Below are 19,676 nucleotides of genomic sequence, written 5' to 3' on the forward strand. Positions count from 1 at the left end.
ATAACAAATAACAACTAACCCATAACAACTAACCCATAACCAATAACTAATTGGTAACAGCCAATCCAGGGCGATAAATCTCCAAATTTTGCTGATACATTGCTTCTAGTTTCGGCATCGAGGATTCCACAGAACCGCCAAAACGCCGAAAAGATGGCCAGATGTAAGCGAGTTTTCTGACTGCTGGTTCCAATCGACCCGCTTCTATATCTTCTAAGGCACCTTTTTCTCGGATTAACTCTACAGCTACAAGGTCTTGATTTTCCGGGCTGAAATCCTTGAGACCAAATTTTTTGGCGAACCTGTCCCAAGTGGTACTGAGAAACTGATATCGCCCTGCTGCATCGGAACAAAGTTTTTTGCCGTAGCGGCGGCCGCACCTCATTTCTCTGGGATGATCTTGAAAGCTGGCAAATTTAGTGCCTGTGTACTGCGTGCGGTAGCCATCGGGAGTAGCTGTGCCTTCGGCAGTGGCAATCGTGTCCAGAAACGCTTTGACTCGCCGATCGCGCCCGATGCTATCCTCTTCTTCGTCTAGTGAATTCAGCGTTGGTGTTTCCGGTTCCTCATTGTGCCCGCTGCTATTGTCTTCTTGGTTTGGTGAATCGATGGCTGCAACGGATGGCAGACGTTTTGGGGTGGGCGAAGTTTCTGCCAAGATAGATTGTCCCCACAGTCGGGGAGTCATTCGACCGAAGAAAAAGCACAAACAGATTAAGAAACCCCAAGACAGTTGAAAACGCAAGCGTTTGAAGCGATGCCGGCCCACAACCGGCCACCCGTAAAGGGGGAGTGTGGCGGACAAAATTCCGGTTTGCTGGCCTTCGGCGAACAGCGATTTCAGCGCTACCAAGGTTTGCTTGTAGAAACGGGGTGCAAGTTTCCGAGCTCTCATCGCCGCGGCGAAAGTGTGGATATCTGTGAGACTAACTTGTGCCAGCGGTTTTTCTACAAACGCTCTAAAATAATTGGCAGCCTGCCAGCTAAAGCGCCGATGGCGGGGGGATTGGCGCTTTACCCACAGACGAATTAGCTCCTGGTCGGACATAGGGAGCAGATGGCTTCCCAGATGTTCTGGTGCGTACAAAAGTACCTCCTGATATCAGTTCTGGTTGAAATATCCCTGTCAATGGATTGGGGATTGGTTCGGCAGTGGAAATTGGGACTGACGAAAACCTCAAATTTTTCCGTCATCACCCAAGAGTAGGGACAGGGATCGAGATAAACAGGCTTCAACCAGATCCAGTGATACTACTAAGTGTTCGTTAGGTCAAGTTTATTAGTAAATTTGGCGATCGCATTGAGTCGAAAATTTGGTGATGACCAAGGCCAGACTATCCCAACTGACATGGGTTTCAAGGTAGCCATCGATCGCTTTTTTTCGGATCTCATATTAAGAATTAAGACCTCTTGCGCTCAGAGTGTGGCGAGGATTCTCGATCTTGGTTGTTGAGCAAATGCTGGCGTTTTGCCTGCATCAGCGAACCGTAGCGGTTAGCCCAAACTTGAGTAAACTCAGCACCTAAAAATAGTATCTGAGCCGAATAATTGATCCAAAGTAAGATAATCACGAAGGAGCCAGCAGCACCGTAGGTAGAGGCGACACCGCTACCTCCGAGGTAAATTCCAATTAGGGATTTGCCGATCGTAAACAACACGGAGGTGATAGCGGCACCGATCCAAACATCGTTCCAAGCAAGATCGACATCGGGCAATAGTTTGTAAATTAAGGCAAACAAAAGCGTGACTACACCAAAAGAAATGGCAAAGTCCACAATCTGCCAAATACCGACTGGTAAGTGTAGCAACCCGTTCAACCAATAGCTGACTGCTGCTAAAAGAGCGCTAATTACCAAAGAGACTAGCAATAAAAACCCTATGCCTAAAATCATGGCAAAAGACAATACGCGGTCTTGCAAGAATCCCCAGATGCCTCGTCCGGGGGCTGGTTTAACATTCCAAATAGTATTTAGGGCTTCTTTAAGATTAGTAAAAACGTTGGAAGCGCCCCACAAAAGTGTAGCAATGCCGACTAAGGTAGCAATCATTCCCGATTTAGGTTCTGAGGCTTTGACGATCAAGTCTTGGACAGTTTGGGCACCATCTTTGCCGATTAAACTTTGGAGTTGGGCGACGATTTGGCCTTGGGCAGCGTCGGCACCAAAGACTAAACCCGCGATCGCAATCACGATAATTAGCAGCGGAGCCAGAGAAAACACCGTGTAGTACGCTAGGGCTGCTGCTAGGGTGGGCGCTTTATCTTCTTGCCATTCAGTAAAAGTTTGTTTGAGTAGCGATAAGACTGTTTTTAAGTTCACGGTATTTAGTTTAATCTACTTATTGTTCACAAGCAGATTTTACGAAGTCAAAAGTCTTTTGGCATCCGCCACAAGATAGATTTATGGATCGGCAAATTACCTTTTTTCTGTGTTTTGAACGAACCGCGAAGACGCAAAGGGCGCAAAGGAAGAGAAGAGAAAGATTTGACAAGTTTCACTGGCAAGATGTACAGCGAACACTTACGAATACAGCTTAGTGCGGATATCCGAAATGTGTAGTAATAGACCTATCTAAATTGCCAGCTAAAATAAAAGAATTAACCTAAAACATCTATCATATTAGATATCTATTTTGAACAACCTTACTTGCCTAGAAATAGAAGTAGCCGAAACACTGTTGAGATTAGCGATGTTGCTGGGCTTAACTCTCTTAATCGCCTTTTTTGTGGCGTCAGAATTAGCCTTAGTATCAGCAGACAGACATCAAATCCGTCAACTCGCGCAGTTGTCCGACTCTCCAAAAACCGCTAAAGCCGCCCAACTCGTCCACCAAGCTCAAAATGACATCCCCCATTACTTATCCGTCACCCAAACCGGCACAACAGCAGGGAGTTTGCTCTTAGGTTGGCTGGGCGAGGGAGCAACGGTGCATTGGATTGAACCGTGGATTGACAAATTGCCTCTAGGTCATTTTCCTGCTATGCTGACGGCTCATGCGATCGCAGTTCCATTAGCTTTCATCTTAGTAACATACGTCGAGATAGTCTTAGGAGAACTCATCCCCAAAGTATTAGCAACCCACGAACCAGAACGCACTGCTTTACTGTTGACACCAGCCTTACAAATCTGCTCGAATGTGCTGTGGCCACTACTAGCATTTCTCAACGGTACTGTACGGCTGCTGACAGGTTGGATTACCCGCAATAAATCTCAACCCTTGCTATCACCTTCGGAGGCAACTCTCGTTCAAAATGATGCACATTCGGCACTACTTTCTGGGATATGGGAAGTGACGGCAGTTAACGAAAAATTCGGATTGAATCTGCCAATTAATCAGGCTTATCAAACAATAGCTGGATTTATGATTCACCAATTGGGTAAACTGCCAAATCAAGGGGAGAGATTGTTGTGGGGTGAGTTGGAAATAGAAGCAACAAATGTAGTAGAAGGTAGTCTAGAAACAGTGCTATTGCGTCAAGTAACTCGTCCTTTGTTTGAGACTGAACAGCCCGAACTTGTGTTGAATTAAACTACTACTCATAGGAACAATAAATCCTCTTCCCTTCCATTCTCTTCCTTCGCGTACTTCGCGCCTTCGCGGTTAGTTTCAATCCTGAGACTTGAGATTAGCAACGAATCCCAAATCTCAAAAACAGCACCTTTCATCACCCAACAGCCACCTTAACCGCACCCCCAACAAACTGCTCATAATCCGCCAACAACCACCCCGGCAGACAAGTATTCGCATCCTCAACCCGCAACTGTCCAGGGCGACAAAACAGCATCGTCGCTAACAAATAATTCACAGCTTTATGCCTTCCAAATCCTTGACTTAACTCAGCAACTAACGAATTAAAAACAGCACGTTCAGTTTCATTCAACGGCTCATTAATAAACGGACTAGCGAGCATTGCTTTGTAACCTTTACCGAAATCGCTCCGGTACAAAACTTCTACTTGTTCCTCAGAAACACTCAGCCACAAATCAGCAATTTGCTGGCGAATTTGCCGCAAATCTGCTATTACCAATTCGGCCGTCGGGTCTATTTCATAAAGATTAATACTACCAGTTAATTGATTGAGAAACTGCGGCAGATAATCTTGTTTGACAATGGTTTTTTCTGTTTGAGCAAATGCACTTTCAAACACCTTTTCATAATCGTCAAACAACCACTGTGGCAAACGAGTGTTAGCATCAGGAACCCGCATTGTTCCCGGCACAAAGTACAGCATCGCACCCAGCAGAGCATTGATAGCTTGCGGATGCACCAACCCTTTACTAATTTCAGTCAACTGCTGCAAAAACTGCTGTTCGGCTTCAGTCATTGATTCTGCTTGCAAGCCACATCCGAGTATTGCTTGATATCCTTTGCGAACTTCGCCTTGATAAAAAGTTTCCAGCTTTTCGGGCGGGATAGTCAGCCAAAAATCAGCCATTTGTCTTCGGATTTGGCGGAGTTCCAAAACTACTGATGCGTCAGATGAATCGATGCGATAGAGATTAACACATCCTAACAATTGATTGGCAAATTGTGGGGATTGAATGTATTCAGCTAGCAAGTCAGAACTAGATGCAGAATTGACAGCATTTTCTGGCTCAAAAACTTGTTGATAATCACCGATTAACCACTGGGGTAAGCGGTTTTGAGCTTCGGGAATTCGCATAGTTCCTGGTGGGAAATATAGCATCGCTGCAAGTAAGGCATTGATGGCTTGGGGATGTACTAATCCTTTGCTAATCTGCGTTAATTGCTGCAAAAATCTTTGTTCATCTTCCATCATGGGTTGATGTTGCAAGCCGGAAGCCAGAAGAATTTGGTAGCTTTTTCCTGAATCGCCTTTGTAGGTAGTTTCGAGGTTTTCAGCGGGGACGTTTAGCCAGAAATCGGCTGTTTCTTTGCGGATTTGACGTAATTGTGAGATTGCTGAGGTGTTGGATGGATTGGTTTGATAGAGTTTGAGGGTGTTCGATACGCGATCGCCCAAATCAGCCACTTTGGGAATGCTATCCTGTAGGATGCGGGATGTTGCTTGGTGGCTGGTTTGCCATTTGCCAAAGAGTTGTTGAAATAATTGTGCGATCGCCCCTGAATATGCCACACTATCAAAACAAGCCGGATTAGCTTGCATTTTCTGTTGAATTTCCTGACGATAGCCTTGTCGCAGTTGAGGATTAGTCGCGAGAGTCACTGCTAGTTGAATATAAGATGCTTCACTATTGGTGATTAAATCGGGCATTTGTAATTCCCGCAGCATCGCCGCACCTTGGCGGAACCGCAAAGCATTTCCTTCCACAACCACCGTCGGTAATCCTACTTGCAAAGGATCAATTAACGATGTCGCCCCGGCGTAAGGATAGGAATCGAGATAAACATCTGCTAGCTGCAAAAACTCTTTCACATCCGCGCGAGTAGGCAATTGTTTTACAAACCGCAAGCGATTGTTATTCACGCCGTATTTAGTGCAGATAGCGTTCAGATTATTGACAAAAGGTGTAGCTGGATAAGTGCGAGTCCAAGCCGGCCCGAAGGGATATAAAATCAAGATTGAATTAGGTACTGCCGCTAAAATCTTAACCCAAGTTTCTCTCAACTCCGGCAGGATTTTGTAGAAATTTGCGCCGGAGATAAAAACTGTTGTGTTGTCGTCAATTCCCAGACTTTGGCGAGTAGGTTTAACTGTAGCAACTTCCGATTCAGTTGCATATTTGAAACAAAAACCGCTGCCTTCCATAACAGCTAGTTTTTCTCGATATTGTTCTTGATAACTTGCTTCTGGCGTGATGAAACTGCCCGAAATGTAGTAATCCATGTGCCTGATTCCCGTGGTAGTCGGGGAACAGAAAGATGTCGTTTGTACCCGCGCTAAACGGTGCATTGCTAGTGAAACCAGCGGTTTGTTAACAGCAGTTAAATTTGTACCGAAGAACAGGATATCTAAGTCATCGGCGCGGATTGTTTGGACTTGGGAGGCAAAGTCTGTGGGGAGTGTAACTAGCTTGTCAGCACGACTTTGGCAATACCGTTCTAATGGGTGTCCGTTGGTGTTGAGTGCGTAGAGAATAATCTCGAATTGGTTGCGGTTTAAATGCTCGAAAACTGGGATTGTAGCGAAGGTTTCGGTTTGGGGGGTGAAATGATCGTTGATGATGCCGAGGCGGATTTTTGTCCGATTTGGCGATCGCCCTGGGAAGATACAATCAATGGAACTACCGCGAATTTTGAGTGCAAACTCGATAATATCAGCCCGTTTGGTGTAAATATCGCGCAGGTTAGCCGTTGTAAAGTACAGCGGGATAAAGTTCGCAGCTTGGGAAAAAAATAAGGCAATATTTTGCCAAAGTTGCGAATCTGGATTTTTGAAGATATTGCTATGAATGTAATTCACCCATCCTTGGATGAATTGATAGTAATTGTCTGCTTCTCCAACTGTTTGAAATAGGTTCGGACTGCCAAACATAAATTTGAGATAGTCATTGGCAAACCAGTTGGGGATTTGAGCGCGATCGTACTTAATCGGCAATTGATCGGCGCGTCGGTACAACATGGCTGCTAGCAGGTAATTGATTGCTTTGGGGTCATTAAATCCTTTGGCAATATATGCTGTTAGTTCACTGACAAAAGTCTCTTCTGTATCCGTTAGCGGTTCATATTTAATTTCGCTATTTAGCAGTGATTGGTGCAGTTTTCCTTCCTCACCTGCATAGGCGCTTGCCAGTTGCTCTGGGGGTAAACCGAGCCAGATTTCAGCAATTTGTTTTCGAGCTTGGCGGACATTTGCTAATGCAGATTTGTCTAAAGAGTTTCTATTATACTGCTCAGCAATGCTGATTAAGTCAGTTATAGAAATGGGTACAGCCACAGATTTTTTAGCAGCGAGTTTAGTAGCTGCTATCAAAGCTGAACTAACTTTTGCAGCCATTTCAGACCAAGAAAACTTTTTAGCTTGTTCCAAACCCGCAGCAATTAATGATTGGCGAATATCAAGCTTTTGAACTTCAATTAGTGCCTTTTTCAGTTCTTCAACATCCTCAGATTTCACATACAAAGCTGCTTGACCCGCCACTTCAGGAATTGAACTATTTTTACAGGCAATCACTGGACATCCGCAGGCGATCGCTTCCAGTATTGGCAATCCAAAACCTTCATATTTTGATGTTTGAACTAATGCTACAGCACCGGAATAAGCGCTTTTTAACTCGTTGTCGTTTAATTTTAGTAGGTGAAAGTTGATGTCAGAAGTGTATGCTTTTAACTCTGTTTCTAATACGGAGTTACCGCCTACGCATACCATTTCAAAGTCATGTTTACTGTCTAATTGAGCAAAGGCTTTGAAAAACAATATAGCATTTTTATAACCGTTAAATCCGATGCGATCGCCCACCCACAAAAAGTACGGTTTTGAGATGCCGTATTTCATCTTAAATTGATTAACTTCGACAAAGGTTAAGGGCGAAAATCCTTTGTCAATACCACAATGGGCTACTGTTACCGACTCACGATAAATTTCAGGAAAGCATTTTACTAAATCGCGGGCAGTATTTTCAGAAATCGCTATGTATGCAGAAGCGTGACGAATACCATGATATTTTTCTGTCCACATTGGGTTAGCTAGATTAGCTCCCATGACTTCTGGAATCATGTCATAAGCCATGAATACAGATGGTGTCGAGCGCGGTGTGGTATAGTAAGTGGAAATAAACAAATCCGCTTGTTCTTCATCGCAGATTTGCTGCAACATTTCGCGATCGCCTTCCGTATTACTATAGTCATAGGCTGGGACTTGCCGATAATTGATCCCGGCAATTTTGGGAAAAGTTCCATTGCGATCGAGTACGAGGATGTGCTGGCTGAAACTCTGAGTTGCCCATTCTGTAATTAATGATTGCCAGACACGGGTAATTCCAGACTTGTGAATCTGAAACATTACGCCGTCAATGATAATTTTTATCGCAGGTTTCGCTTCTGTATTACTCGGTTTTTGTGCAGTTTCATTAGACAAGAATACAGCCGGAAGTAAGTTAATTACTTTGGCAGAGGTGCTGCATTTCAATCCTTCTTTAATTTGGGCGACCGCTGAATTTCCCTCTCCTTTAGCAATCATGGAATGCGCCATTTTCAAAGCTTCTATCGCATAATGTTCTCTCGCCTGATTTGATAATTCCTCAGCACTCTCTTTTGGTAAATAGGATTGGGAAATTTCGATCGCCTTTCGAGCCTCTGCAATATTTTCACCCGCTTGAAATAAGCGAGATGTCCATGATGAAGAGTTCATCCGCGTACAAGCAAACATTTGAGGTTCGTACCACATCGGATAATGTACCGCAATTCGCTTCCACATCTCCCAATCAGCCGCCGCACCAGCCTGCGGACAAAATCCACCCAACTCCTCATATACGCTGCGCTTAACTACCATAGAAGCCGCCGCAATCCAAGAATACACAGCCAGTTTTTTGATCCAGTCAGTTAAAATACCAGCAGTTTCCCTTTCCAAAGGTGATAACCATAAAGGCGCATTTTCTTCATTAACATGGAGACAGCGACAGAAAGCAGCACCAATTGTTAATTGTTGTTCGATCGATCCTCGAAGGCTGCTATAAAATCCAGGTTTGACAAAATCATCATCGTGCAGAATGTGCACCCATTGACCGCGTGCTTGCTGAATGCAAATATTAAAAATGGCAGTTTGACCAACATTAGTTTCAGAATGCCGATAAAACTTTATGCGATCGCCAGCCACTTTTTTGATAATTGCTGCTATCTCAGCTTGAACTGACTGACTCGGATGATCGTTGACAACTTCAATCTGCATTTCATCGGGAAATGGAGCTTGTTCAATAACACTCCTGAGCGTTTGTTCTAGATATTTTTCCTTCAGATTATAGGTCGGTATCATCACTGACCAAAAAGGTCTTTTATTGCTTGGCGAGACAGGCGAAATTGTCGGAAATTCAAATTCAGAAGATGCTTTCATGGTCAAGTTTTGATGTGATAAAGCCAATTGGCGCGAATCCGAGCCTGAAATCAACTGTTGTAATAACTGAGTATAATTTTCATCAGTAATTAACATAATATTTTGAGTTATGTCTGTTTTGGTCAGCAACTCAGTTTTGACAAAGGTTTTTAGCTGTTCGTGCCAGCCGTATCGCTCTGCGGTATATAATAGCGATCGCGCCGCTTTAACATACTCCCCATTTTGCAATAGAGCCTGACGAATCAAGGTCAAATAGAAGTCAAAATTTAACGGAATTTGTTGATGAAATCGACCTCGTGCTTCAGAAAATCCTTGAATCAGAGCAGTGTAAGCACATTCAACTACCTGTTCAATTGGGCAATCAGTCATTTCTAAAACTTGCTCTGATGACTGTTGCGAATATTCAAGATCGTGCGCGATCGAAGCATATACTGATGTCGATGCCAACAACAACTGAATCATCGGTAACGGTTTTGCCCAATCTGTTAATACTATCTGCGTTACACCACTCGAACAGCCAATTAAAAGAGAGCAATACTTAGTTAATTCCGCATTTTCGCGTAGCGTCAATACACTACCATCAATAATACGTGTATCTCCTGCGGTAATTTTAATGTGAGATGACAAAATAATGCTGCAATCCGGTAAGCGAGACAGCAGCCTTTGAGCAACAGACAAAGCATATTCTGGCTTCACAAAAGACTGACTGCTACTACTCGTATACTCGAATAAAATTACATGACTGCGTTTCAGTAAATTGTGATATTCAGCAAAATTGCGAACTCTTTCAATCTCATCACTTCGGAGACGCAGAATATTCTGAATCGGCACCGTAATCGGCTTGGGATAGCCTCGAAACAGAGAGCCTTTAGTGGTTCCATCATAATTTTGATAGTTGTTCGGGCTCACCTGCGTCAAAAATACTTCATCAAATTCGCCACGACTGAGGCGCACCTGTACCTCTTTTTCCAGGTCATACCAAGCAGCCACAATTTCCGACCAATTCCTAGCAGGAAATTCCCAAATTTCATCCACAAATGGATTACCTTCAATCATACTTCGGCACATTGATGAAATTGCCCAAGTCAAATGACAATTCGGATAATCATGCTTGATTTGTCTCGCCAAAGTAGTTGCATGAAGACAATCCCCATTTGAACCAAGCTGTCCCAACAAAATTCGCTTACGATCAGAATGTTGAGCAGTAAAAAAACCAGACCAAGAACGTTCTGTTTGCAAATGCGGTATCTCAGCTTCGAGAGATTTTGCGCTTCCTTCCATCACCACAACTTGGTCAATGTCAGGATTATTTTGCAGCAAAATCTCACTTTCGGAATTACTGAACCATGTAATTATGCAGTTTGGTTCGTTATTTTTGAGATTTTGGGCGGTTTCCAGATAGGATGATATTTCCTGTGGCAGAAAAACCGCAAAACCGTAATGCTTGTGCATCGGTGTATAGGGATAAGAAGCTGGCTGAGATAATTGTTTCATGATTGAAATACCTAAAGTTAGAGCGTGATTTTATGTGGTCTCGATCATCATAGCTGCGAGTTGTCGCAATTCAATTTTGGGTTGCCAATGTAGGCTGTGCATTAGTGCCGGATTGGATACTAATCGTTTATATTCAGGCTGAAAATTTTCAGCTTGTTCTATATAGCGAGTCCAATCCAAACCCAGGTTTAAAAAGCATACTTCTATCCAATCTTTTATAGAATGAGTTTTGCCGGAACCGATGACAGCTTCAAAAACATTTTCCTGTTCTACGAGCGTCATAATTCCCTCTGCTACATCACCCGCAAATGTCCATTCTTTCTCTACATTAACATCGCCAATTTGGAGTTTTTCCTCAGATCCCTGAACAATACGCTTAGCGGCGAGTACAATTTTTTGACTGACATGATTTGGCTTTCTGAGAGGGCTTTCATGATGGAATAAATATCCAACATAGGCTTTGATACCGAGACTTCTGTAATATCGAGCAGCATAAACTGATTGAATTCGAGCCACAGCATAAGCACTACTTGCTTCAAAAGCAGTATGTTCAGAAATTGGATTACCATCATTATAAAATTGAACACCGCTACCTGTAATAAAAACTTTAGAATTGGGGCTGTGCTTGTAAACCGATTCTAAAATATTTAGTGTACCTGTCGAAATTGCTGCATGATTTTCAAACAGCGCATCGTGTCGCGTTGTTGATGTAGCTGCTAAGTGAAATAGGTAGGTAGGTTGGTGTTTTTTTACCAACTCCTCAACCTGTTTGTAGTCAGACACATCGCCACGCATCCAATCTCCCGATCGCGATACAGCTAAAGGTTTAATTCCTTTGGCTTTGCACAACTGATTGAGATAGTATCCATCTTGTCCGTTAGCACCAAAAATAAGAGCGTTCACAGTTTATTTTTCTGAAATACAAAGGTGGCAAATGTATAACGACATCCTTCATAGATAAAATCGGGGTTCGGACAATCCCACTGCGGAACATCAGGGAGAACACAATTTTTCAATAAAGGAAGCAGTCGTTGTTTGAAGTCTTTTTGAGTGTAAAGACGAAAGTCTACGCCCGGAATGCGATCGCCCGGTTTATACTGGTCATTATAATCGCACGTTAAAATAGCAACACCTCCCGGTGCAAGAAGTTCAGCAATTTGGATCGTAAACAACTCGTCATTTTCAACGTGTTCAATCACAGATGTTGAAAAAATAATATCATAGCTCCCTTTGATAGTAGACGGCTTTTGGAAATACACATTCAGATCGCAGTTGATCGCCGGATCAATTTCTTCCAGGTGATACCCGATTTGCTTCAAGGCAGCAGCAGCACTATCTTCATAACTGCCAACGCATAAAATTTTAGGGGTGACGAATTGGGAGGCAAATTTTTGCACTGTATCCAATATAAAGGCTTGCTGAATATTCGCTGCTGGTATTTTACGCACCATCATCTCAGGAACTAGCGCAAATAACCGATCGATGATAGGTTGGTACTGCGATCGCGCCGCATCGTCCAAGATCCGATTGAATGATGTTACATTAGGAATCCCAACATCTAAATACCTCTGGCTGTGCGACTTCTGTGGATTTTCTAATACTTGAGCAAGTATACGCTCATAATCCCAAATGAAATTAGCTTCGCTCCATTCATTGTAAAATGGCACTAGCGGTGCAATACCGTTATCAACAATTTGTTTCAAGCTGGAATCTTCTATACAAATTGAAGGCTTTGCTGAAACAATATGTCTGAACATATTGCTTTTTGTAATGGCGATCGGTCTTTTTACAGCCAGGGCATGATCGATGGTGCTAGAGATACCACGATTATCATATCTTTCATAAAAAAATGCGTTGAGCGTATTTTGTGCCAGAAAATCCAGTAATTGCTCTTGAGTGAGAAAATCGTGACTTAAACTCAGTTTAATACCAGGCTTGACGATCGCCTGCTGACATCTTTTTGCTATGGCAACTGCTTGACTTCCATCAGCATCCGCAAAAGTTGCAAAGGGAATATGCAGCCTAATCAATGCCTCATCATACTCTTGCTGTACAGTAGCAATGACCTTCTCAAATCCTTTTCCTTCTAGTCCAAATCCAAAACTACCAATAGTTGCGATCTCTGGTAATTTGTGATTATTCCTGTAGGGCAATACAACTCTTCCTGTTTTAAATACAATTGGATTCTTTAGTTCTAATGTCGGATCGGGAGCTATATGGTATTGAAAAAGTGAATCATTTGATACATCGGCGATGCGCTGCGTAACTTCATGAATAATGCCTATATGTGGCACATTGATAGATTGAAGGATAGTTGGATTTACCCAACTTAAGGTCAAGGGATGATAGTTGTAAATAATTGCTACTGGCTTGAGCTTGTTGACGCTCTCCAACAACTCTTCCGAACTGGAACATTCGGCATATACGAAACAGTATTTAGTTGATTTTTCCAGGGTTTTTGCTATATTTAAACCATACTGCTGCACGCCGCATTGTTTTTCTTTGTGCGAGACAATCAAAATTTTATCCTGCAAGTTATCGTTCTCTTTACTTGCTGATGCTGTCTGAAATTTTGATTCCCTAGTCACCCAAATATTTGCTGTTTTAGCTTCTCCTGTAGATAAGCTAATCTCTTCAACTATCTTGCCCAGCCATTGTTGGATCTCGGCATAATTCTTGGCATAAACCACCGGATTTTCCAAGTTATCCCAAAGTTTCTCGGCTAAGTCCCAGCCCACAATACAACGAGGCTTATATCGATTAATCTCCGTTTGGCAAGCCGCGTTTACAGCGCTTCCTTTCATCAACAAACCAATACATTTGTCTCCAATTTGCGACAATTGTTTCAGATTCATGCCGCTGCAATCTACAAGATTTGCCACCTGGGATTTAGGTGGAGCGGAACAGTAAAAATTGAGTTGAGGAAAATCCGATGCTATTTGTTTGAGGTGTTCGTTTAAATAAAAATAGCTTTGATTCGAGAAAACTTCCCCGTTTTCTACCAAAATACTGTTGGCTCTAACTTCTATTTCCGCCTCTCTCTGCCCAAAGAAATTGATCGTGGGGGTGTGAATCGGTATCGGCAGGAGATATTTATGATTAAGCCTATGCTGATACATCTGGCGATTAAAGGTATGAACGTTATTTTGATACGTCATACCGTAGAGTTTCAAAATATCATCAAAAACGCCAAACCACATATTGAAAAATATGGCATCATCGGGGCAGTTTGGCGTGGGTTCTGTGCCTTTGTATTCGCAGCCTTGATAGAGCAAGATAGCCAAATCTAAATCCTGCCAAAGATCAGCAGAGACTTCCTCGCACTCCAGGGTAATTTTCACACCAGGAAAATTTACTCTAATCGCCTGAATAACGGCTCTTGTCAAAATCACATCGCCGCTGTGAAAACTGTTATGAATGAAGAAATGTGTCATAGCTTTATTCTGTCGTGCGTTGTCTCGTGTCTTGACTTAGTATTTGATAATTTCGACGTTAGGCAAAGGGAAAATTAGACCAACACCGCTGTTCAGTGTTTCTTGCTCGCGCTTCAGAAATTCTTCCTTAAAATGCCACGGCAAGACTAAATAATAATCCGGCTTCATGGCCCTTGAATCGGCTTCGCTGACAATAGGAATGTCAGTACCGAGCGTATAAGCGCCATATTTATCTGGGTTTCTTTCCGCCGCTACATCTATAATGCGATTGTCAATTCCGCACCACTGTAAAATTGTATTTCCTTTAGTCGATGCACCGTAAATGTGAATGCTTTTACCTTCCTTTTTCAGCATTTTTAGCAGCGAAACTAACTGCTCTTTATGCACGTTGATCCTGTCTTGAAAATTTTTGTATGGTTTGTCGGTATCCAGCTCCATGTCAAATTCTGCCTGACGTAATAGCTTAATGCGCGTCACAGCTTCTTGGTTCTTAAAAGCAAAGGTGTCAAGATGCGTTGCATAACAGCGAATGCTACCGCCGTTGATGTCATTAAGTACGGAATCTACTATTTTTAAGTCAGCTTGTTTGAGAATATATTCCAATACAGCTAAACTATAATATTCCAAATGCTCGTGACAAATTGTGTCGTAAGAATTCATTTTGAGCATGGATGGCATATAGGACATCTCAAAGACCCACAAACCATCATGAGTCAGGGATTTTTTGATTTCCTTGCAGAAGCCTACGGGATCTTCAAGATCGTAAAACATGGCGATCGATGTAATAACATCAAACTTTTCGCCTTGCAAAACCTTGGTGAGTTCTTCTGAAGGAAAAATGTCTTGAATTGCAGTAATATCTCCGGTTATTTCTTGAGCGACGTCAGACGGATCGACACCAAATTTGATAAATTCTTGGGGATAACACTTCAATAAAGTACCATCATTACAGCCAATATCTAAAACGCGGGCATTGCTTTTACCAATCAGCGATGCTGCTTCTTCAGTAATTCCCTGTAAGTGACTGCGCATGGTTTGGTTTGTACCGGAACGATACCAGTAAGCAGAATATAAAACTTCTGGCGGTACGGTATGTTCCATTTGCAATAAACCGCAAGCTTTCTCATCTCTGGTTGGATCGCAGCGCACTAGAGAAAGGGCAATTTTGCGGAGGGGTGGTTCTTCTTTTCCTGGTTTGACAAATGAACCTTGTAAATGCTGTTCGCCTAAATTAATCACTGGGGTGAGTGCTGAAGAACCGCAGACTCGACAAGTTTTGCGATGACCTAAGTGCATTGATTTACCTTAAAAAATGTTTATTTTTGATGAGACTCTAGATTTTTTACCAGTGCTTGGAATTTTTTGTCTATTCCGTCTATGCACTTATTCCGCTGCAAGTTCAGGATGGCTAGCTGTTTGACTACTAAATCTTTTTCTGTTACAGCTACTTTTTCAAATTCATACACTTTTTCTTGTGCGTGCCACAAGTTGCAGTTAACTTGGGCGAGTTCCGAGAATATTTCGCCGATGCTACCACCGACATCAGGTACATAATTGCCTTCTTTTTTATAAACTTTATTTGAGGCAAAAATCAGGCGATCGCTCGGAATTTGCCCACTTATAGCCGCATTAATAAATTCGTTGATTTCCTCCTGAAGCTGTTTTTCTTGAACAGCAAGGCTCTTGAGTCTGATTTCGTCTTCGGAATGCCACTGTTTCAATTTGACAATTGTCAATTTATCGCAGAGAGAGCCAAGTGTTTCTGCCATGGGTCAAAGGTGATTGGTTTGAAATAATTTGATTCTGGAGGCTGGCGATAGTTAGTATTGTCTAAAGGAAGTTTGGGCAAATCACCCTACACCCCGTTCCTACCTTAGTGCTAAGTCATACACTGAATATTTTATCCTAGTTGTTACCACCAAGCTACTAATATAGGTCGTTTGGTATCAGACGAATACCTATTGTGGCTGTTCCCAGAATCATCCATACTATTTTATACAAAGTCTTTGGGCGTACACAGGATTATCTTACATAGAAAGCAGGATTAGCACTACTTCCTCTAGATACTATTGAGCAATTAAACTTCCCGACAGTATTCATGTAGCAGTTGACAAAAAATACTAATTATGGTATGTCAAACAAAACATTGATAGAAGGCTACTGTGAGGATGAGCTAGAAGCCATCAGCTAGGACGTGAGAACCCGATCGCCCACAGCCGAGATTCGGGCCAACCAAAAACAAGTTACAATTACGTTAAGATTGATGAACATAAATAAAAATTCCCAAATCACAGGGACTAAAAATTAGGAGATCCACCTCAGTGAATAAACGCTGGAGAAACGCTGGCCTGTACGCACTTCTGGCTATTGTAGTCATTGCCTTAGCAACCGCATTTTTTGACAAACAGCCCCCAAGCCGCGAAGTTTGGAAGTACAGTCAATTCATTCAGGAAGTCGAAGGCAAGAGAGTAGACAAAATCAATATCAGTTCCGATCGCACCAAAGCCCTCGTCACAGCCCAAGACGGCAACAAAGTGATCGTCAACTTGCCCAACGATCCAGAACTGATCAACATCCTGACCAAAAACAACGTAGACATTTCTGTTCTACCGCAAAGCGACGAAGGCTTCTGGGTAAAAGCCCTCAGCAGCCTCTTCTTCCCAATTCTACTGTTGGTCGGACTCTTCTTCCTGGTGCGACGCGCCCAAAACGGGCCCGGCAACCAAGCCATGAACTTCGGCAAATCCAAAGCTAGAGTCCAAATGGAGCCCCAAACTCAGGTGACATTCAGCGACGTAGCCGGCATCGAACAAGCCAAACTAGAACTCGCCGAAGTCGTGGACTTCCTGAAAAATGCAGACCGCTTCACCGCAGTCGGTGCCAAAATCCCCAAAGGCGTGCTGTTAGTCGGCCCTCCCGGAACAGGCAAAACCCTCTTAGCAAAAGCAGTCGCTGGCGAAGCAGGCGTTCCTTTCTTCTCAATTTCCGGTTCCGAGTTTGTCGAAATGTTCGTCGGTGTGGGTGCTTCCCGCGTCCGCGACTTGTTTGAACAAGCCAAAACCAACGCTCCTTGTATCGTATTTATCGATGAAATTGACGCCGTAGGCCGTCAACGCGGCGCTGGTATGGGCGGTGGTAACGATGAACGGGAACAAACCCTCAACCAATTGCTGACTGAAATGGACGGTTTTGAAGGTAACACCGGCATCATTATTATTGCTGCTACCAACCGTCCTGATGTGCTGGATGCTGCGTTGCTCCGTCCTGGTCGCTTCGATCGCCAAGTAGTAGTAGATCGCCCCGACTTCGCAGGCCGCCTCGAAATTCTCAACGTTCACGCCCGCGGCAAAACCTTGTCCAAAGATGTGGACTTAGAAAAAATTGCCCGTCGCACACCTGGTTTCACTGGTGCAGATTTGTCCAACCTGCTGAACGAAGCAGCAATTTTGGCGGCCCGCCGCAACTTGACCGAAGTCTCCATGGATGAAGTCAATGATGCGATCGATCGCGTCCTCGCAGGCCCAGAAAAGAAAGACCGCGTAATGAGCGAAAAGCGCAAAACTTTGGTAGCTTACCACGAAGCCGGTCACGCCCTAGTCGGTGCGCTAATGCCCGATTATGACCCCGTGCAAAAAATTAGCATTATCCCCCGTGGCCGCGCCGGTGGTTTGACTTGGTTCACACCTAGCGAAGACCGCATGGATTCTGGCTTATATTCTCGCTCCTACTTGCAAAATCAAATGGCCGTTGCTTTAGGCGGCCGCATTGCTGAAGAGATTGTCTTCGGTGAAGAAGAAGTGACCACAGGCGCTTCCAATGACTTGCAACAAGTGGCAAGAGTCGCACGCCAAATGGTGACTCGCTTCGGTATGAGCGATATACTAGGCCCTGTAGCTCTCGGTCGCCAACAAGGGAATATGTTCATGGGTCGCGATATCATGGCTGAACGGGATTTCTCGGAAAAAACCGCAGCGGCGATCGACAATGAAGTCCGCTTGTTGGTAGAACAGGCTTACCGACGTGCTAAAGATGTGCTGGTTGGTAATCGCCACGTCCTTAATGCTTTAGCAGATATGCTAGTTGAAAAGGAAACTGTGGATTCCGACGAGTTGCAAAATTTGTTGGCTAATAGTGATGTCAAAATGGCGACTATTGCCTAATTGATTTTGGATTTAATCTAAAGTTTGAAATCGGTAATTGGGGTTATTCTGGGATTGTCCGGGATAGCCCCGATTTTTTAAATAGATATCAAATTTCGCGGCCCACCCACTCTGATATCAATTCGGGTTGTACCGGAATGATTTAACCGCGAAGGCGCTAAGGACGCGAAGGAAGAGAAGAGAGAGATTAATAATTCCGATCGAGAGAGTATTTGATACAGCGGTTCCCGCTGCAAGAGCGACACACAAACATGAATCCTCAACATTTAATAAATTGGTTTGTTAATTGCTCCTGGGAGCATCCCGATTTCGGAAACACGCCTAGAGGGGCTTTCGCATTCGCGTTGAAAATCTCTGATATATCTATAGGATATAGGCGCGAATGCGAATCCCCTACAAAAATGCGATGCACCTCTAAATCTGTAAGTAATCTTGGTGGATTGACAGTAAACTCATTGGTTTCAAGGAATGAAGAAGTGTCGGCTATTTTAGGCAAGTAATTGAATGCAGTTGCGATCGCCACTTATGGTAAATTAAATACATCCAGGCTTGCCATCAAAGCCAGATAAATCAAGGCTTGTAGTCGATCGCCCAAAACGCCATGCCCGATTCCGAATTCTCTGATGATTTAAAATGGACACCCGAAGCTAAGGCCAAGCTGAAAAATATTCCCTACTTTGTCCGGGGAAAAGCTCGCGTCCGCATCGAACAGTTGGCCCGCGAAGCCGACACCGAAGTTGTCACCGTGGACTTAGTTGAGCAAGCTCGCATCGAATTTGGCCAATAGGCGATCGCAATGTACCCTAAAGCCTTAAACTATAACTTGCCTCTCCTAATGTTCACAGAGCTACTGAGTCACCCGTGCGGAAAATTGTTATTGCTGGCAACTGGAAAATGTACAAAACTGGGGCTGAATCCCTAGAGTTTCTTAAAGGATTCACCTCCTCTTTGACGGAAACCCCGGAGGAACGAGAAGTCGTACTTTGCGTTCCCTTCACTTCATTAGCCGTCCTCTCGAAAAATCTGCACGGTGGCCGGGTGCGGCTCGGTGCTCAGAATGTTCATTGGCAAGAGTCGGGAGCTTATACCGGCGAAATTTCAGGGCCGATGCTCGCAGAACTTGGGGTTCGCTACGTCGTCATCGGGCACAGCGAACGGCGTCAATATTTTGGTGAAACTGACGAAACCGTCAATTTACGCCTCAAAGCTGCTCAGAAGTACGGTTTAATTCCGATTTTGTGCGTCGGGGAAACAAAGGCCCAACGAGATGCAGGGGAAACTGAAGCTCATATTTTCTCTCAATTAGCACAAGATTTGGTGGATGTCGATCAAACTAAGTTGGTGATTGCTTACGAACCGATTTGGGCGATCGGCACTGGCGATACTTGCGAAACTAAGGAAGCTAACCGAGTTATTGGTTTGATTCGCAGTAAATTGAGCAATCCTGACGTGCCAATTCAATACGGCGGTTCTGTTAAGCCGGAAAATATTGATGAAGTTATGGCTCAGCCAGAGATTGACGGGGTTTTGGTTGGTGGTGCTAGTTTGGAAGCTGCCAGTTTTTCGCGCATTGTCAATTATCAATAAGTTGCGATAAGTTGCGATCGACAATTAGTT

The 19,676-nt window shown here is 43.6% G+C and carries 12 protein-coding genes; 4 read left to right on the forward strand and 8 right to left on the reverse strand.

The window, feature by feature from the left end; genetic code table 11:
* Positions 1–46 precede the first annotated feature (46 nt).
* From P2A85_RS28330 to P2A85_RS28340, 3 genes are all read right to left on the reverse strand, one after another.
* Positions 47–1,048: a glycoside hydrolase family 24 gene (locus P2A85_RS28330; RefSeq protein WP_377476789.1), complete on the reverse strand. Its 1,002-nt coding sequence runs from the start codon at positions 1,046–1,048 to the stop codon at positions 47–49.
* A gap of 206 nt (positions 1,049–1,254) precedes the next feature.
* Positions 1,255–1,392 (reverse strand): hypothetical protein, encoded by a 138-nt coding sequence (locus P2A85_RS28335; protein ID WP_377476790.1) that lies wholly within the window; start codon positions 1,390–1,392, stop codon positions 1,255–1,257.
* 8 nt (positions 1,393–1,400) lie between these two features.
* Positions 1,401–2,318: a YihY/virulence factor BrkB family protein gene (locus tag P2A85_RS28340; RefSeq protein WP_377476791.1), complete on the reverse strand. Its 918-nt coding sequence runs from the start codon at positions 2,316–2,318 to the stop codon at positions 1,401–1,403.
* Between the two features lie 313 nt (positions 2,319–2,631).
* Between P2A85_RS28340 and P2A85_RS28345 the strand changes: the two genes are divergently transcribed.
* The gene (locus P2A85_RS28345; RefSeq protein WP_377476792.1) at positions 2,632–3,528 is read left to right on the forward strand and encodes a CNNM domain-containing protein; all 897 of its coding nucleotides are present in this window, start codon (positions 2,632–2,634) and stop codon (positions 3,526–3,528) included.
* 136 nt (positions 3,529–3,664) lie between these two features.
* On the opposite strand, the gene P2A85_RS28350 is transcribed toward P2A85_RS28345, so the two are convergent.
* Genes P2A85_RS28350 through P2A85_RS28370 form a run of 5 tightly spaced genes read right to left on the reverse strand, consistent with a single transcriptional unit; the run spans position 3,665 to position 15,668 of the window.
* Positions 3,665–10,465: a glycosyltransferase gene (locus P2A85_RS28350; RefSeq protein ID WP_377476793.1), complete on the reverse strand. Its 6,801-nt coding sequence runs from the start codon at positions 10,463–10,465 to the stop codon at positions 3,665–3,667.
* A gap of 30 nt (positions 10,466–10,495) precedes the next feature.
* Complete coding sequence (locus P2A85_RS28355; protein WP_377476794.1) at positions 10,496–11,368, reverse strand: GDP-mannose 4,6-dehydratase; 873 nt, start codon at positions 11,366–11,368, stop codon at positions 10,496–10,498.
* On the reverse strand, positions 11,365–13,899 hold the full coding sequence (locus tag P2A85_RS28360; RefSeq protein ID WP_377476795.1) for a methyltransferase domain-containing protein: 2,535 nt from the start codon (positions 13,897–13,899) through the stop codon (positions 11,365–11,367). Before P2A85_RS28360 ends, P2A85_RS28355 begins: the two co-directional genes overlap by 4 nt.
* 36 nt (positions 13,900–13,935) lie before the next feature.
* Positions 13,936–15,195 (reverse strand): class I SAM-dependent methyltransferase, encoded by a 1,260-nt coding sequence (locus P2A85_RS28365; protein ID WP_377476796.1) that lies wholly within the window; start codon positions 15,193–15,195, stop codon positions 13,936–13,938.
* 20 nt (positions 15,196–15,215) lie between these two features.
* Positions 15,216–15,668, reverse strand: coding sequence for a hypothetical protein (locus P2A85_RS28370; RefSeq protein WP_377476797.1), 453 nt, complete (start codon positions 15,666–15,668; stop codon positions 15,216–15,218).
* A 552-nt stretch (positions 15,669–16,220) separates the two neighbouring features.
* Here P2A85_RS28370 and ftsH3 point away from each other — a divergent pair.
* From ftsH3 to tpiA, 3 genes are all read left to right on the forward strand, one after another.
* Positions 16,221–18,059 carry an ATP-dependent zinc metalloprotease FtsH3 gene (gene ftsH3, locus P2A85_RS28375; protein WP_371115900.1) on the forward strand — a complete coding sequence of 613 codons (1,839 nt, stop codon included), beginning with the start codon at positions 16,221–16,223 and terminating at the stop codon, positions 18,057–18,059.
* Between the two features lie 601 nt (positions 18,060–18,660).
* The gene (locus P2A85_RS28380; RefSeq protein WP_340520478.1) at positions 18,661–18,846 is read left to right on the forward strand and encodes a PCP reductase family protein; all 186 of its coding nucleotides are present in this window, start codon (positions 18,661–18,663) and stop codon (positions 18,844–18,846) included.
* A gap of 74 nt (positions 18,847–18,920) precedes the next feature.
* Complete coding sequence (tpiA, locus tag P2A85_RS28385) at positions 18,921–19,646, forward strand: triose-phosphate isomerase (protein ID WP_377476798.1); 726 nt, start codon at positions 18,921–18,923, stop codon at positions 19,644–19,646.
* Positions 19,647–19,676: the final 30 nt, after the last annotated feature.

This window comes from Microcoleus anatoxicus (assembly GCF_042465725.1).
GTDB classification, from domain to species: Bacteria; Cyanobacteriota; Cyanobacteriia; order Cyanobacteriales; family Microcoleaceae; genus Microcoleus; species Microcoleus anatoxicus.

Bases quoted from the DNA above. Each gene is read 5' to 3' on its own strand.
- P2A85_RS28360 (WP_377476795.1), bottom strand. From the start codon at position 13,899: ATGACACATTTCTTCATTCATAACAGTTTTCACAGCGGCGATGTGATT.
- P2A85_RS28335 (WP_377476790.1), bottom strand. From the start codon at position 1,392: ATGAGATCCGAAAAAAAGCGATCGATGGCTACCTTGAAACCCATGTCA.
- P2A85_RS28330 (WP_377476789.1), bottom strand. From the start codon at position 1,048: ATGTCCGACCAGGAGCTAATTCGTCTGTGGGTAAAGCGCCAATCCCCC.
- P2A85_RS28370 (WP_377476797.1), bottom strand. From the start codon at position 15,668: ATGGCAGAAACACTTGGCTCTCTCTGCGATAAATTGACAATTGTCAAA.
- P2A85_RS28350 (WP_377476793.1), bottom strand. From the start codon at position 10,465: ATGAAACAATTATCTCAGCCAGCTTCTTATCCCTATACACCGATGCAC.
- P2A85_RS28380 (WP_340520478.1), top strand. From the start codon at position 18,661: ATGCCCGATTCCGAATTCTCTGATGATTTAAAATGGACACCCGAAGCT.
- P2A85_RS28365 (WP_377476796.1), bottom strand. From the start codon at position 15,195: ATGCACTTAGGTCATCGCAAAACTTGTCGAGTCTGCGGTTCTTCAGCA.